General features: G+C 74.9%; 13 protein-coding genes. 12 read left to right on the top strand and 1 reads right to left on the bottom strand.

All coding sequences use genetic code 11. The features are described 5' to 3' along the window. The first annotated feature begins 112 nt into the window (after positions 1-112). From ACF08B_RS14745 to ACF08B_RS14780, 8 genes are all read left to right on the top strand, one after another. The gene (locus ACF08B_RS14745) at positions 113-1,927 is read left to right on the top strand and encodes a gamma-glutamyltransferase family protein (RefSeq protein WP_392317678.1); all 1,815 of its coding nucleotides are present in this window, start codon (positions 113-115) and stop codon (positions 1,925-1,927) included. A 92-nt stretch (positions 1,928-2,019) separates the two neighbouring features. Continuing rightward, positions 2,020-2,865 (top strand): inositol monophosphatase family protein, encoded by an 846-nt coding sequence (locus tag ACF08B_RS14750; RefSeq protein ID WP_392317679.1) that lies wholly within the window; start codon positions 2,020-2,022, stop codon positions 2,863-2,865. A 131-nt stretch (positions 2,866-2,996) separates the two neighbouring features. Continuing rightward, a complete protein-coding gene (locus ACF08B_RS14755) occupies positions 2,997-4,406 on the top strand; it encodes a phytoene desaturase family protein (protein ID WP_392317680.1) in 1,410 nt (469 codons plus the stop codon). Then, on the top strand, positions 4,403-4,912 hold the full coding sequence (locus ACF08B_RS14760; protein WP_392317681.1) for an O-acetyl-ADP-ribose deacetylase: 510 nt from the start codon (positions 4,403-4,405) through the stop codon (positions 4,910-4,912). The genes ACF08B_RS14755 and ACF08B_RS14760 overlap by 4 nt, the downstream gene beginning before the upstream one ends. Before the next feature lie 315 nt (positions 4,913-5,227). After that, positions 5,228-6,028, top strand: coding sequence for an AfsR/SARP family transcriptional regulator (locus ACF08B_RS14765; protein ID WP_093697984.1), 801 nt, complete (start codon positions 5,228-5,230; stop codon positions 6,026-6,028). A 205-nt stretch (positions 6,029-6,233) separates the two neighbouring features. Next, on the top strand, positions 6,234-7,028 hold the full coding sequence (locus ACF08B_RS14770) for a thioesterase II family protein (protein ID WP_392317682.1): 795 nt from the start codon (positions 6,234-6,236) through the stop codon (positions 7,026-7,028). A 26-nt stretch (positions 7,029-7,054) separates the two neighbouring features. Further along, positions 7,055-8,830, top strand: coding sequence for a fatty acyl-AMP ligase (locus ACF08B_RS14775; protein ID WP_392317683.1), 1,776 nt, complete (start codon positions 7,055-7,057; stop codon positions 8,828-8,830). A gap of 150 nt (positions 8,831-8,980) precedes the next feature. After that, positions 8,981-9,349, top strand: a complete 369-nt coding sequence (locus ACF08B_RS14780; RefSeq protein ID WP_392317684.1) for a sigma factor-like helix-turn-helix DNA-binding protein — start codon at positions 8,981-8,983, stop codon at positions 9,347-9,349. Between the two features lie 15 nt (positions 9,350-9,364). Here ACF08B_RS14780 and ACF08B_RS14785 read toward each other — a convergent pair whose 3' ends face one another. Next, on the bottom strand, positions 9,365-10,876 hold the full coding sequence (locus ACF08B_RS14785) for an MFS transporter (RefSeq protein WP_392317685.1): 1,512 nt from the start codon (positions 10,874-10,876) through the stop codon (positions 9,365-9,367). Between the two features lie 201 nt (positions 10,877-11,077). On the opposite strand from ACF08B_RS14785, the gene ACF08B_RS14790 reads away from it, so the two are divergent. The 4 genes from ACF08B_RS14790 to ubiG are packed head-to-tail and all read left to right on the top strand — an operon-like array spanning position 11,078 to position 14,608. Continuing rightward, positions 11,078-11,386, top strand: a complete 309-nt coding sequence (locus ACF08B_RS14790; RefSeq protein WP_073896990.1) for an acyl carrier protein — start codon at positions 11,078-11,080, stop codon at positions 11,384-11,386. Continuing rightward, on the top strand, positions 11,383-12,573 hold the full coding sequence (locus ACF08B_RS14795; RefSeq protein ID WP_392317686.1) for an acyl-CoA dehydrogenase family protein: 1,191 nt from the start codon (positions 11,383-11,385) through the stop codon (positions 12,571-12,573). Before ACF08B_RS14790 ends, ACF08B_RS14795 begins: the two co-directional genes overlap by 4 nt. Positions 12,574-12,578: 5 nt before the next feature. Further along, entirely contained in the window at positions 12,579-13,793 is a 1,215-nt protein-coding gene (locus ACF08B_RS14800; RefSeq protein ID WP_093473494.1) for an acyl-CoA dehydrogenase family protein, read from the top strand. Continuing rightward, the gene (ubiG, locus tag ACF08B_RS14805; protein ID WP_392317687.1) at positions 13,793-14,608 is read left to right on the top strand and encodes a bifunctional 2-polyprenyl-6-hydroxyphenol methylase/3-demethylubiquinol 3-O-methyltransferase UbiG; all 816 of its coding nucleotides are present in this window, start codon (positions 13,793-13,795) and stop codon (positions 14,606-14,608) included. The genes ACF08B_RS14800 and ubiG overlap by 1 nt, the downstream gene beginning before the upstream one ends. The last annotated feature ends 50 nt before the right edge of the window (positions 14,609-14,658 follow it).

Raw genomic sequence — 14,658 nt, forward strand, 5'->3', positions numbered from 1 at the left:
CCTCCGTTCCCGCCACAGGAGATCAACGTGGCCCGCCGCCGGGGTGTTCCCCGGGCGCCGGCCACCTCCGTACGATCACCCGGACGACGTACCCGAGCCGAGGAGCACGCTGTTGTTCACCACCCGGCCGACCCTCCAGGGCACCTTCGGCATGGTCTCCTCCACCCACTGGATCGCCTCGCAGTCGGCGATGGCTGTCCTGGAGGCGGGCGGCAACGCCTTCGACGCGGCGGTGGCCGGGGCGTTCGTGCTGCACGTGGTGGAGCCGCACCTGAACGGGCCCGCCGGCGAGGTGCCGATCCTGCTCGCCCCCGCGGGCGGCGCGGTGCGGGTGCTGTGCGGCCAGGGCGTGGCCCCGGCGGGCGCCACGCCCGCGCACTACCGCGGGCTCGGCCTCGACCTCGTCCCCGGCACCGGGCCGCTCGCCGCCGCCGTGCCCGGAGCCTTCGACGCCTGGCTGCTGCTCCTGCGCGACCACGGCACCCGGAGCCTCGACGACGTCCTGCGCTACGCCATCGGCTACGCCGCGCACGGGCACCCGCCCGTGGAGAAGGTCGGCGCGACCGTGGAGACGGTGCGCCGGCTGTTCGAGACGGAGTGGACGTCGTCGGCCGACCTCTACCTGCCCGGCGGCAGGGCGCCCCGGGCCGGTGAACCGCTGCGCAACCCGGCCCTCGCCGCCACCTGGAAACGGCTGCTCGCCGAGACCGCCGGGGCCGGCGACCGGGAGGCCCGGATCGACGCCGCCCGCGAGGTGTGGCGCACCGGCTTCATCGCCGAGGCCCTGGTACGGCAGTCCCGCCGGCCCACCCTGGACACCAGCGGCGAACGGCACACCGGCACGCTCACCGAGGCCGACCTCGCCGGCTGGTCGGCGAGCTACGAGAGCCCGGTGACGTACGACTGGAACGGCTGGACCGTGTGCAAGGCGGGACCCTGGAGCCAGGGCCCCGCCCTGCTCCAGCAGCTCGCCCTGCTGCCGGCCGAGCTGCCCGCGTACGGCTCCGCCGACTACGTCCACCTGCTGATCGAGGGCTGCAAGCTCGCCATGGCCGACCGCGAGGCCTGGTACGGCGACGCCGCCGACGTACCCCTCGCCGACCTGCTGGCGGACGGGTACAACGCCGGCCGCCGATCACTCGTCGGCGCGGAGGCCTCGTACGAGCTGCGCCCCGGCAGCCCCGGTGGGCGCGTCCCGCGCCTGCCCGAGCAGGCACGCGCGCGCGTGGACGACGGCAACCGGGCGTTCGACCCGATGGGCGCGGGCGAACCGACCGTCGCCGAGATCCCCGGCGAACCCCACGTGGCCGTCGACGGCACCACCCGGGGCGACACCTGCCACCTCGACGTCGTCGACCGCTGGGGCAACATGATCGCGGCCACGCCCAGCGGCGGCTGGCTGCAGTCCAACCCCGTCGTGCCCGAGCTGGGCTTCCCGCTCGGCACGCGCCTGCAGATGACCTGGCTGGAGGAGGGCCTGCCGAACACCCTCACCCCGGGCCGCCGTCCGCGCACCACCCTCACCCCGTCCCTCGCCCTGCGCGGCGGGGTGCCGGTCCTGGCGTTCGGCACGCCCGGCGGCGACCAGCAGGACCAGTGGCAGCTGCACTTCCTCCTCGCCGCCGCCCTGCGCGCCCCGGTCCGCGGCGGCCTCGACCTGCAGGGCGCCATCGACGCCCCGAACTGGCACAACGACAGCTTCCCCAGTTCCTTCTACCCGCGCGGGCACCGTCCCGGCAGCGTGACCGTGGAGTCCCGCGCGGACGCCGGGGTGATCGAGGGACTGCGGCGGCGCGGCCACGACGTCACCGTCGGCCCCGCCTGGTCCGAGGGCCGGCTGTGCGCGGTCGCCCGCGACCCGGAGACCGGCGTCCTGCTCGCGGCGGCCAACCCGCGCGGTATGCAGGGGTACGCGGTGGGCCGCTGAGGCCGCCCGCGGCACCCGCTCTTCATCCGGAGTCCACCTCGCGGCCACCCGCCCGGCGGGGGTTGTCAGTGGTGCGTGCTCTCATGGAGGGCATGAACGAAGACACGGAAACCATCGAAGAGTTTCTTCTGCGCTGCTCGGCCGACGTGGAGGAGGCGGTCCGCAAGGCCGCCGCGGCCGAGATCCTGCCCCGCTTCCGCCGCCTCGCCGACCACGAGGTGGACACCAAGAGCGGCCCCCACGACCTGGTCACGGACGCCGACCGGCTCGCCGAACTCCGGCTCACCGAGGACCTCGGCGCCCTGCTGCCCGGCTCGGTGGTGGTCGGCGAGGAGGCGGTCCACGCCAACCCCGCGACGTACGACGCGCTCCAGGGCGACGCGCCCGTGTGGATCGTCGACCCGGTCGACGGCACCCGGCAGTTCGTGCACGGCGACGACGGCTTCTGCACCCTGGTCGCCCTCGCGCGCCGGGGCGTCGTCATCGCCTCCTGGACCTACGCCGCCGCCCGCGACCAGTTCGCCACGGCCGTCCGCGGCCAGGGGGCCCACCTCGACGGCGAGCGGCTGTTCGCGGGCCCGCCCGCACCCGGCCGGGACCTCGTCGTCGCCACCTCCCACCCCGACTACACCACCGACGAGCAGAAGGGCGCACTGCGCGCCCTGTGGACCGACGGCGTCGCGCCCCGCCCCTGCGGCTCCGCGGGCCTGGAGTACCTCGCCGTCGCCCGGGGCGAGTTGGACGCCGTGGCGTTCTCCTGGGAGGCCGCCTGGGACCACGCGGCCGGACTGCTCCTGGTCGAGGAGGCGGGCGGGGCGCACCTCACCCTCACCGGCGAGCCCTTCCGCGTGACCGGCGGCAACGCCCTGCCGTTCACCGCCGCGCGTGACGCGGCCACCGCCCGCCGCGTGTCCGCCCTGCTCCGCGCGGAAGGCTGACGAGCGGCGCGCGCGCCGTCCGCCCGGCCGGGGCCCGCCGCGGGGCCACCCGGGCCGGGACGCGCCGGCCCCCCGGCATATCCTGACCGCCAGTGGCCATCGGCTGACGAAGGGGTCCGAAGGTGCCGTCGATGCTCGATGCGGTCGTGGTGGGTGCGGGGCCGAACGGACTGACGGCCGCCGTGGAGCTGGCCCGGCGCGGTTTCTCGGTCGCCCTGTTCGAAGCCAGGTCCACCGTCGGCGGCGGCGCCCGCACCGAGGAGCTGACCCTCCCCGGCTTCCGGCACGACCCGTGCGCGGCCGCCCACCCCCTCGGCGTCAACTCGCCGGCCTTCCGCGGCCTGCCCCTCGAGCGCTACGGCCTCGAATGGCTGCACGCCGAACTGCCCATGGCGCACCCCTTCCCCGACGGAACCGCGGCCGTGCTGTCCCGCTCGGTGGCCCGGACCGCCGCCTCCTTCGGACCGCGCGACGCGGGCGCGTACCGCAGGCTGGTCGCGCCGTTCCTCGGCCACTGGGACACGCTCGTACGGGACTTCATGTCCCTGCCGCTGACCGCGCTCCCGCGCGACCCGGTCACCCTGGCCCGCTTCGGCCTGGCCGGGCTGCCCCCGTACACCTGGATGATGCGCCGCTTCAAGGACGAGCGGGCCAGGGCCCTCCTCGCGGGCCTCGTCGCGCATGTGATGGCCCCCCTCGGCGGACCCGCCACCGGCGCCGTCGGCCTGGTCTTCGCGCTGGCCGCACACGCCCGCGGCTGGCCGGTGCCCCGCGGCGGATCCCAAGCCGTCTCCGACGCGCTCGCCGCCCTCCTGAAGGACCTCGGCGGTGCCGTGCACACCGACTACGAGGTCAAGCGGCTGGACGACCTGCCGCCGGCCCGCGCGTACGTCTTCGACACCTCGCCCACCGCGCTCGCCCGTATCGCCGGCCTCGGCGACCACTACGCCGGCTACCGGTACGGCCCGGGCGTCTTCAAGATCGACTACGCGCTGGACGGACCGGTGCCCTGGACCGCCCCCGAGGCGCGCGTCGCCGGGACGGTGCAGATCGGCGCGAGCGTGACCGAGATCGGCACCGCCCTGCGCGCCGCCTCCCGCGAGGGCCGCGCCCCGGAGCGGCCGTTCCTGATCACCGTCCAGCCCAGCGTGGTCGACCCCGGCCGCGCACCGGCGGGCAAGCACGTCTTCTGGGCGTACGGACACGTCCCGTCCGGCTGGACCGGCGACCTCACCGACGCCATGGAACGCCAACTGGAACGCTACGCCCCCGGCTTCCGCGACCGGGTGCTCGCCCGCGCCGTGGCCGGCCCCGCCGAGATGTTCGCCCGCAACGCCAACTACGTCGGCGGGGACATCGGCTGCGGCGCGGCGTCCGGACTCCAGCTGCTGCTGCGGCCCAGACTGTCCCTGTTCCCGTACCAGACCCCGCACCCGGCGGTGTTCCTCTGCTCGTCCGCCACCCCGCCGGGACCGGGCGTGCACGGGATGTCGGGTCACAACGCGGCCAAGGCCGTATGGCGCAGACTGAGGCAGACATGACCACCATCACCCTCGTCCAGGGCGACATCAGCCGGCAGAGCGCCGACGCGATCGTCAACGCGGCCAACTCCTCGCTGCTCGGCGGGGGCGGGGTGGACGGCGCGATCCACCGGCGCGGGGGCCCGGCCGTCCTGGAGGAGTGCCGCAGGCTGCGCGCCTCCCACTACGGCAAGGGCCTGCCCACCGGGCAGGCGGTCGCCACCACGGCGGGCGCACTGGACGCCCGCTGGGTGATCCACACCGTCGGCCCCGTCTGGTCCGCCGGCGAGGACCGCTCGGACCTGCTCGCCTCCTGCTACCGCGAGTCCCTGCGCGTGGCCGACGAGTTGGGCGCCCGTACGGTCGCCTTCCCGGCGATCTCCACGGGCGTGTACGGGTGGCCCATGGAGGACGCCGCCCGCATCGCGACGCAGACGGTGCGCACCACGCCGACGTCCGTCGAGGAAGTGCGCTTCGTCCTCTTCGACGAGCGGGCGTACGACGTGTTCGGCCGGCAGCTCGGCTGACGCCGGCGCCGGGCCCGGACCCGGACGGCACGCCGGTCTCCGGGCAACCGCCGGACGACGGGGTCCGCTTCCCGGCGACGACGCGAACGGCACCACCGCGGACCGGCCGGCAGCCGCCCCGAAGGGCGCCCCGGAGTCGCGCGCGGACGCCGCGGAACGAGGTGTGACCAGGGCGGTGTGAAGATCTCACATGCCGTACCCCGGCGGATTCACCCCGCTCGCATGCACCCGTCCCTGTCGGCGTGATTGGCGCATATGCGACCGTCGCCATGGAGACCGTCGGAAGGTCTCGACGGCGTGGAAGGAGCTGCGGAGATGGAGGTAGGAATCCTCGGGCCGCTCGTGGTGACGGTGAACGGAACGTCCCTCGCACCGAGCGCGGCCAAGCCGAGACAGGTGCTCGCGTTGCTCGCGTCCAACCTCGGCAGGCACGTGTCCGTCGGCACCATCGTGCAGGAACTCTGGGGCGACGCGACCCCCGGCTGCCCCACGGCGGTGGTGCAGACCTATGTGAAGCAGTTGCGGCGCGCCCTGGCCGCCGCGCTCGCCCCGGCCGGCGGGCCGGACGCGAAGCAGGTGCTGAGCCGTACCCACACGGGCTACGTCCTCGGCCTGCCCGGCGCGGACGTGGACGCCCGGGAGTTCGAGCGGATGACGGTCCGCGGTCAGCAGGCCCTCGCCCGCCACGAGGCGGAGGAGGCGGCGGCGCTGCTGGACAAGGCCCTCGCCGTGTGGCGGGGGCCCGCACTGGTCGACGTACGGACCGGACCGGTGCTGGAGACCGAGGTGCGCAGGCTGGACGAGGCCCGCCGCGGCGCCCTGGAGAGCCGGATGAGCGCGTACCTGCTGCTCGGACGGCACGCCGAACTCATCGGCGAGCTGGGCGTGCTGACGGCCCGGTACCCGTTGCAGGAGAGCCTGCACGCCCTGCTGATCCTGTCCCTGCACCGCAGCAGCCGTTCCGGGGAGGCGCTGGAGGTGTACCGGCGGCTGCGTGCGGCCATGGTCGGTGAACTCGGCATCGAGCCCTCGCAGCGGCTCCAGCGGCTGCATCACGCCATCCTCCGCGACGACCCCGCCCTGGAGTCGCCGGCCGCCGGTTTGGCTGTTTTTTAGCGGTTCCCGCCACCCTCGGGACGTGCCTGCCGGGGCCTGCTCGACCGCGAGCCGAAGGCGTCCGGCCGGTCGGGCAGGTGATCCGCCCGTGTCCGCGTCCCGGGCACGGACGTCCGCCCCCCGCGCCGGCCGGCCGCGGTCGGCCGCGCAGCGCGGGCCGGCCCCGGCCGGCCACCGACGTCGGACTAGCCCGAGGCGGAACGGAATGACGCGTTACCTGTCCCAGACATCCCCGTCCGAACTGGACCCCGATGACGCCGGAGTGCGGCTGTTCTGCTTCCCGTACGCGGGCGGTGGCGCCTCCGCCTACCGGCGCTGGCAGCGCGGTCTCGACGTACACGCCGCCGGCGCCCAGGTGCTGCCCGTCCAACTGCCCGGCCGCGAGGGCCGGATGACCGAGCCCCGGTTCACCGACCTGGCCGCGCTCGTCGCCGACCTCGACGAGCAGCTCGACGCCGAACTGGAGCACCCGCACGTGTTCTACGGGCACAGCATGGGCGCCCTGATCGCCTACGCGCTGACCGCCCGCCGGCAGCTGCGCGGTGCGCCCCTGCCGCTCGCCCTGGTCCTCAGCTCCTACCGCGCCCCCCACCTGCCCGCACCGAAGATCGCCGACCCGGGCGCCAGCGACGAGGAGCTGGTCGCCGGACTCGCCGCGCTGGGCGGTATCCCGCGGGTGATCCTCGACCACCCCGACTTCCTCGCCGCGCTGCTGCCCATAGCCCGCGACGACCTGCTGCTGTGCACCGCGTCCGTCGGCGCGGACGCCGACTCGATCCGGGTGCCGCTGCATCTGTTCGTCGGCGCGCGCGACCGCCTGGTGTCGGTGCCGGAGGTCGTCGCCTGGCGGCGGCACGCCGGACGCGGCTGCGAGGTGCGGGTCATGCCCGGCGGGCACTTCTTCATGCGCGCACACGAGGACGGCTTCCTTCGCGAACTCGCCGCCGTCATCCGTCAGTACGCCTACGCGCCGGTGCTCGCGGGCGCCCTGTCCGCCTGACGACGCAAGGCCCCCGGAGGGACTCGATGACAGCTCAGGAAACGTACACCGACCGCGTTCTCGCCAGAGCTGCGGACCGCGGGGACGCCCCCGCCTTCACCTTCGTCCGGGACGACGGCGACGACCGGCTCTCGTACGCCGAACTGGACCGGCAGGCCCGGGGGATCGCCTCCTGGCTCCAGGAACGGGGGCTGAGCGGACGGCAGGTGCTGCTGCTCCACCCCTCGGACCTGTCCTTCGTCACGGCCTTCGTCGGCTGCCTGTACGCGGGTGCGGTCGCCGTCCCCGCGCCGCTGCCCTCCGACCGCGAACGCCACTTCGACCGGCTGACCCGGATCGCCGCCGACGCACGGATCGGAGCGGTGCTCACCACCTCCCGGCACGCCGCCGCCGTCGAGTCCTGGCTGGCGGGCACGGGCCCCGAGCGGGTGCCGTGCCTGGCCACCGACGCGGGCCCGGTGGGGGACGCGAGCCAGTGGCGGGACCCGGGGCTGCGCCCCGACGACCTCGCCTTCCTCCAGTACACCTCGGGTTCGACCAGCGCGCCCAAGGGCGTGATGGTCTCCCACCGCAACCTGATGGCCAACGAGGCCGCCATCCAGCGGGCCCTCGGCTCCGGCGCCGACGACTGCTTCGGCAGCTGGCTGCCGCTCTACCACGACATGGGTCTCATCGGGCACGTGCTCCAGCCGCTGTGGCTGGGCGCCCGGGCCGCTCTCATGGACCCGGGCTCGTTCCTGCGCCGGCCGGCGGCCTGGCTGGAGATGGTCGGCGACCACCGGATCACCGTCGGCGGGGGCCCCGACTTCGCGTACGCCATGTGCGTACGGCGGGTGAAGGACGCCGACCTGCCCCGGCTCGACCTGTCCAGCTGGGAGCGGGCCTGCAACGGGGCGGAACCCGTACGGGCCGACACCATCGACGCGTTCACCCGGCGTTTCGCCCCGGCGGGCTTCCGGGCCGAGGTCTTCTTCCCCTGCTACGGCATGGCCGAGACCACCCTGCTCGTGTCGGGCACCCCGCGCGGCATCCGGCCCACGACGCGGACCGTCGACGCGGCGGCCCTGGAGAACGGCGAACTCCGCGCCCCGAGGACGGGGACCGGCCGGACGCTGGTCAGCAGCGGGGTGGTGAGCCCCGAGGACTTCGAGGTGCGGATCGTCGACCCGGAGACCGCGCGCGCCCTGGCGCCCGGACGTGTCGGGGAGATCTGGCTGCGCGGGGCGAGCGTGGCCGACGGCTACTGGGCCCGGCCCGACGCCACCGCGGAGACCTTCGGGGCCCGTACGGCGGACGAGGCGGGTCCGGCGGGCGGCGGCTGGCTGCGCACCGGGGACCTGGGCGCCCTGAGCGACGGGCAGTTGTACGTGACCGGCAGGCTCAAGGAGATGATCCTGGTCAACGGCCGGAACATCTATCCGCACGACGTGGAGGCCGCGGCCCGCGCGGCGGACCCGGTGCTCGGCACGGGCGCCGCCTTCGCGGTGCAGTCGGGCGGCGGCGGACGGGAACGTCTGGTCGTCGTCCAGGAGGTCGCGGGCGCCGCCCTCGACGCCGCCGCCGGGGAACACGGGCCGCGGCTGGTCGAACGGGTGCAGAACGCGATCGCCGCGGAGTGCGCGGTGCCGGCGGGCAACGTCCTGCTGGTCGCGCCGGGCACGGTCCGCCGTACGACCAGCGGGAAGATCCAGCGCACGCTGATGCGGAAGCTGTTCCTGACCGGCGCGATCGAGCCGCTGTACGCGGTGGTCGAGGCCGACGTCCGGCCGCCGGCCGAGCGGACGGCGGCGACGGTCGGCTGAACCCCGGCCACCGCGCCCGCACACGGCGACGGCACCCCTCGGGCCCCCGGCCCGGAACGGCACCCTCGTTCCGGGCCGGGGGCCCGGTGCCGCGCCCGGTGCGGGGCAGGGGCGGTCGCGGAAGTCCGCCCGGGTGGTGGGCGTCCGCCGGTGCGACGGCCGGCGGCGCCCCGGCAGCGCGCTATGTCGATCTTCCGTGACGTGCTGGGCCGCCCCGTGGAGGAGGCCGCGACGCTGATGGACCTGAGCGTCGCGGCGTCCGACAGCGCCTTGCAGCGGGCCCGGCGGACGCCGCGCGAGCGGCTTCCTCGACGGCGGACACACTGGGCGGCCGGGCGACACGGTCAGCAGGGGCGGGACGTCGTGCGCCGCTGCGTGGACGCGGCGCAGCCCCACTGGCGCCGCGAGGGGGCGCAACGGTGCTTCACCCGCCCGTCCGACGACGGCTCCCAGGGCCTGTCGTTCGGATCGGGCCGGCCCGGCTCACAGTGCCTTGTCGGCCGGCCCGAGCGGCGATGATGCGAACGACAGGCTCTAGGCGGCCGCGTCCCGGCGCGCGCCCGGCATCCGGGCCGGCGTTCCCTCGCCGGAACCTCCGGCGGAAACCGCCGACCCGGCGGGTCCACGGGCCGGACCCCTCAGCAGGACGGCCGAGAGCACGGCCCCCAGCGCGACGATCGCGGCGGCCGCCGTGAAGCCCGCCGGGGCGGCGGCCGCGACGCGGTCACCCGTCGCACCGCCGGCGAGGTGGGTGCCCGACTCGCGGGCCAGCACCGTGCCGACGACCGCCACGCCCAGCGCGTTGCCCAGCTCCTGCATGGTGTCGTTCAGCGCGGCCGCGTTGCCCGAGCGTTCCGGCGGGACCAGGGCCAGCACGGCGTCCGTCGCGGGCGCGAGCGCCACGCCCACGCCGATGCCCATCAGGCAGAGACTCAGCAGGATGCCGGGGTAGGTGCCGGCCCGGGCCAGCGACAGGATGCCCAGGGCGCTGACGGCCAGACCGCCCGCCACCGCGCCGCGCGGGCCCGTGCGGCGGGCGGCCCACGGCGACAGGGCCGAGCCGGCCCCGACCGCGACCGCCACCGGGGCCACCGACAGGCCGGCCCGCAACGGGCTGTAGCCCAGCCCGGACTGGAGGAACTGGGTCAGTACGAACAGCGTCCCGGACATGCCGCTGAACAGCAGCATGTTGCCGGCGCCCGCCCCGAGGAACGCGGGACGGCGCAGCAGGGCGAAGTCCACCAGGGGACTCGGGTGCCGCCGCTCCCACCCGGCGAACCCCGCACCGGCGAGCAGGGCCGCCACGAACGAGCCGAGCACCGGCGCGGACGTCCACCCCTCGCCCGAGGCGTGGATGGCGCCGTAGACCAGACCCACCATCGCCGCCGAGCCCAGCACCGCCCCCACCGGGTCCGCCGGGCGCGGCACGGGCGCCGCCGACTCCGGCAGCAGCAGCGCGCCGGCCACGAGGACGACGGCCACCGGCAGCAGGTTCACCAGGAAGACGGAGCCCCACCAGAAGTGGGCGACGAGGGCGCCGCCGAGCACCGGCCCCGCGGCCACGCCCAGCGCCGAGGTGGCACCCCACACCGCGATCGCCCGGGGCCGCTCGGCCTCCGGGAACACGTTCACCAGGATCGACAGGGTGCCCGGCATCACGAGCGCCGCGGCCACGCCCATCACGGTCCGGGCCGTGATCAGCTGCCCGGCGTCCCGCGCCGCGAGCGCGATCAGCGTGCCCACGCCGAACAGGGCGGCGCCGAGGAGCGTGGCCCGTTTGCGGCCGTAGCGGTCGGACAGCGTGCCCGCGGTGAGCAGGCAGGCCGCGAACACCAGCGCGTAGCCGTCCACGATCCACTGGGTGGTGCCGATGCCCGCGTGCAGGTCCCGCATCAGGCTGGGCAGCGCGACGTTGAGCAACCCGTTGTTGAGGATGATCAGGAACAGGGCGAGGGACAGCACACCGAGCATCCACCAGCGGCGCGGGTCCGGCGGCGAGGGCGGCGGGGACGCCTGCCTCCCGTACGACTCCGTCGCGTCCTGCATGCGGATCTCCTCTCGGGCCGGCGGGAGAGCGCCACGACGCCGTGCGCCCGGCCACAGCCTGCCGTCCGGCCCTGAAGGCGTGGTTGAGCGATTTCCGGCCGGTGGCGCAACCGCCGCTACAGCCGCCGCCCCGAGCATGGATCGCCGCAGGCACCCACAGGCAGCGACCTTCCGTGGCTTCGAGGACTTCCAGGAGTGGATGTGCAGGACGACCGGGCGCAAGCCTTCATGACGACCCTGATCGAGCAACTCGTCGCCGTACGCCCCGAGACCGCGGGCCGGCAGGTCACCGAGCGCTCCCGGCTCACCGGCGACCTCGGCCTGGACTCGGTGGAGCTCGCCGAACTCTTCGAGCGCATCCGGGAGGTGTACGGGGAGGTCGAGATCGCGGACTGGCTGGCGCTGGCGACCCGCGCCGAGGGCGACACGGTCGGCAGCCTCGTCCGCTACCTGTCCATGGTGCTGCCCGAGGACGCGGGGCAGCCGTTGGTGGCGGGGAGCGCGCGATGACCGTGACGACGCAGGCGCCGGCCCGTACGGACTACGTGGCCCTCGCCGCCGAACTGGCCGGCCGGTTCGCCGAGCGGGCCGCGCGGCACGACGCGGACGCCAGCTTCCCGCACGAGAACTTCGAGGAGCTCGTCGCCTCCGGCTACACCGCGATGACCGTGCCCCGCGAGTACGGCGGCGGGGGAGCGGACCTGGAGGAGCTGTGCCGGGCCCAGGAGACGCTGGCCACCGGCTGCGCGAGCACCTCCTTCGCGGTCAACATGCACGTGCACGGCATCGCGATGATCGCGGGCATCGGCGGCCCGGCCGCCGAACGCGCCTACCGGGCGATCGCCCAGGACGGCGCGGTCATCGCCGGCGGGTTCAGCGAGCCCGGTGTCGGCGGCAACTGGTGGCACCCCACCACCAAGGCCCAGCCCGTGGAGGGCGGTTATCTGCTCAACGGGCGCAAGGGCTTCTTCACCGGATTCCCGGCCGCCGACCTGCTCTTCCTCTCCGCCGCCCGCACGGACGACCGCGGACTGCCCGAGCCCGTCGGCTTCCTCGTGCCCAAGCCGGAGCGCGGGGTCACCGTCACCGCGGAGTGGGACGCGGCCGGGATGCGCGCCACGGGCAGCCACTCCCTGCTGCTGGACGACCTGTTCGTGCCCGAGGACCGGATGGTCGGCCGGCCCGGCGCGCTCCCGCTGATGTTCATGCAGGGCGTCCACTGGGCCTGGTGCAGCTTCGCCTCCGTGTTCCTCGGCATCGCGCGCGGCGCCCTGGAGCAGGTGGTGCGCGAACAGCGCGGCCGCACCCTGCACGTGCTCGACCGGACCGTGGCCCATCTGCCGGGCGTGCAGTTCCGTGTCGCCGAGATGAAGACCCGGCTCGCGGCCGCCGAGGCGCACCTGTACCAGGCGGTGCGCGCCGACCACGACACCGCGATCGCCGCGGACCCGCTCGGCCACTACATCGAGATGAGCGTGATGAAGAACAGCGTCGCCCGCCTCGCGCACGAGGTGGTCGTCCTCGCGATGCAGGTCCAGGGCGGCTCCGCGCTGCTGTCCGGGCACCCGCTGCAGCGCGCCTACCGGGACGTGGTGGCCGGGCTGCTCGTCCCGCCGAACTCCGACGTGACCGCCGAGTGGGCGGGCAAGCACGCGCTCGGAGTGCCGGTCTTCGCCGAACCCCGCTGGGAGGGCTGAACGCCATGGCCACCGCCGTACAGGACACCACCGCCGTCGACGACGCCGAACGGGACGCCCGCTGGGCGCGGTTGGAGATGACGGCACGCGCGCTCGCCGCCCGGTTCGAGGAGCGGGCGAAGGACGGGTACGACTCCGGCGAGTTCGTCGGCCGCAACATCCGGGACCTCGTCGAGGCGGGCGTCACCGCGGTCAACGTCCCCCGGGACATGGGCGGTCTGGAGGCCACCCTGGAGGAGAACACCCGGCTGCTGCGGATCATCGCCGGTGGCTGCGGCTCCACCGCGTTCACGCTCGCCATCCACGCCGTGCTGACGGGCTCCATGCGCAGCGACCTGAGCGTGGCCGTGCGCGAGCGGATGTTCGGCGCGGTCCGCGACGGCGCGTTCGTCGTCGGGCCGTTCACCGACGAGGGCTCGGGCGGCAACTGGGTGCGGCCCTCGACCACGGCCCGCCGCGTCCCGGACGGTTTCGTCCTGGACGGGCTCAAGCACTTCGCCACCGGCTACGACGCGGCCACCCACCTGGTGGTCACGGCCGGCCTGGACGACGAGCACCTGGAACCGCCCTTCAACCTCGCCGCGTTCTTCGTCGAGAAGCCCGAGCGGGGCATCGAGGTGGTCGCCCCCTGGAGCGGCTTCGCGCTGCCGATGACCGGCTCGCACTCGCTGCGGCTCGACGGTCTGCGCGTCGACGCCGACGACTCGGTGTTCCCCGACGGACTGACCCCCCTGTTCGTGATGGCCCGCCAGCAGTGGGGCCACTACTGCTTCGCGGCCGTCTTCCTCGGGCTCGCCGAGCGGGCGTACACGCTCGCCGTCGAGCGCACCCGCGGCCGGTCCACGACCGCCGTCGCCGATCTCGCCCGGCTGCCCGGCATCCAGTTCGCGGTGGCCCGGATGCGCTCCTCGCTGGCCACCATGGACGCCCTGCTGACCGAGTACGCCACCCGGCACGTCGACCCGGGCGAGGACCTGCCCGCCTTCGTCGCCGACACCTGCGTACCGAAGTACTACATCACCAACGAGGCCGAGCACGTCGTCGCCACCGCCTTCGAGGTGATCGGCGGCTCCGGCATCCGCGAGGGCTCCCGCATCGGCCAGATCTGGCGGGACGTGAAGGCCGGCCCGCTGCTGCCCTTCACCAACGACATGGCCCGCGAGTTCATCGGCAAGGCCACCCTGGGCATCAGCCCGGTCGAGACCCCGAGGTGGGTGTGATGGCGACCTCCACGACCCCGGACCGCACCGGCGCGCTGGACCCCGGCCGGGTGCCGATCGACAACGAGTACTACGAAAAGGTCGGCGACGACTGGTGGAACACGGAGGGACCGCTGCGGGCCCTGCACGAGATGAACCCGGCCCGCACCGGCTACTTCGACCGGATCATCAAGGCCCGCCACCACGGCCGCCCGGCCGGCACGATCCGCGTCGTCGACCTGGGCTGCGGCGGCGGCCTGGTCGCCGAGAACCTCGCCGCCCGCGGCTACCGGGTCACCGGCGTCGACCTGTCGCCGGGCACCGTCGAGGCGGCCCGGCGGCACGCGGCGGCCTCCGGGGTCGACGTCACCTACCGGGTCGGCTCCGCCTACGGCACCGGACTGCCGGACGGCTGCGCCGAGGCGGTCGTCGCCTCCGACGTGCTGGAGCACTTCCACGACCTGCCCGCCGCGCTCGCCGAGATCGAACGGCTCCTCGTGCCCGGCGGGGTCCTGCTCTTCGACACCGTCAACCGGACGATCCGCAGCTACCTGCTGCTCATCCTGGTCGCCGAGAAGCTCCTCGGCATCATCAAGCCGGGCACGCACAACTGGAAGATGTTCATCCGTCCCGCCGAACTGCACGGTCTCCTCGGCCGCGCCGGGATGCGGCTGGCGGAGACCCGCGGCCTCGGCCCGGCCCGGCCCCTGCCCGCGCTGCTGCCCGGCCTGCTGCGCCACCGGCGGCTGGGCGAGTTCACCCTCACCGGCGACGTCTCGGCCAGCTACATCGGCCACGCCGTCAAACCCGGTACGCCGGACGCCGACGCCGGCTGAAGCAGGCCCCACCGGCCCCGCGCCCGCCCCGCACCGCCCCGCGAAGGGCC

Origin of the sequence: Streptomyces sp. NPDC015139 (genome assembly GCF_043079785.1) — a bacterium.
Lineage (GTDB): Bacteria > Actinomycetota > Actinomycetes > Streptomycetales > Streptomycetaceae > Streptomyces > Streptomyces albidocamelliae.

Bases quoted from the DNA above. Each gene is read 5' to 3' on its own strand.
- ACF08B_RS14750 (WP_392317679.1), top strand. From the start codon at position 2,020: ATGAACGAAGACACGGAAACCATCGAAGAGTTTCTTCTGCGCTGCTCG.
- ACF08B_RS14755 (WP_392317680.1), top strand. From the start codon at position 2,997: ATGCTCGATGCGGTCGTGGTGGGTGCGGGGCCGAACGGACTGACGGCC.
- ACF08B_RS14760 (WP_392317681.1), top strand. From the start codon at position 4,403: ATGACCACCATCACCCTCGTCCAGGGCGACATCAGCCGGCAGAGCGCC.
- ACF08B_RS14765 (WP_093697984.1), top strand. From the start codon at position 5,228: ATGGAGGTAGGAATCCTCGGGCCGCTCGTGGTGACGGTGAACGGAACG.
- ACF08B_RS14770 (WP_392317682.1), top strand. From the start codon at position 6,234: ATGACGCGTTACCTGTCCCAGACATCCCCGTCCGAACTGGACCCCGAT.
- ACF08B_RS14775 (WP_392317683.1), top strand. From the start codon at position 7,055: ATGACAGCTCAGGAAACGTACACCGACCGCGTTCTCGCCAGAGCTGCG.
- ACF08B_RS14785 (WP_392317685.1), bottom strand. From the start codon at position 10,876: ATGCAGGACGCGACGGAGTCGTACGGGAGGCAGGCGTCCCCGCCGCCC.
- ACF08B_RS14795 (WP_392317686.1), top strand. From the start codon at position 11,383: ATGACCGTGACGACGCAGGCGCCGGCCCGTACGGACTACGTGGCCCTC.
- ACF08B_RS14800 (WP_093473494.1), top strand. From the start codon at position 12,579: ATGGCCACCGCCGTACAGGACACCACCGCCGTCGACGACGCCGAACGG.
- ubiG (WP_392317687.1), top strand. From the start codon at position 13,793: ATGGCGACCTCCACGACCCCGGACCGCACCGGCGCGCTGGACCCCGGC.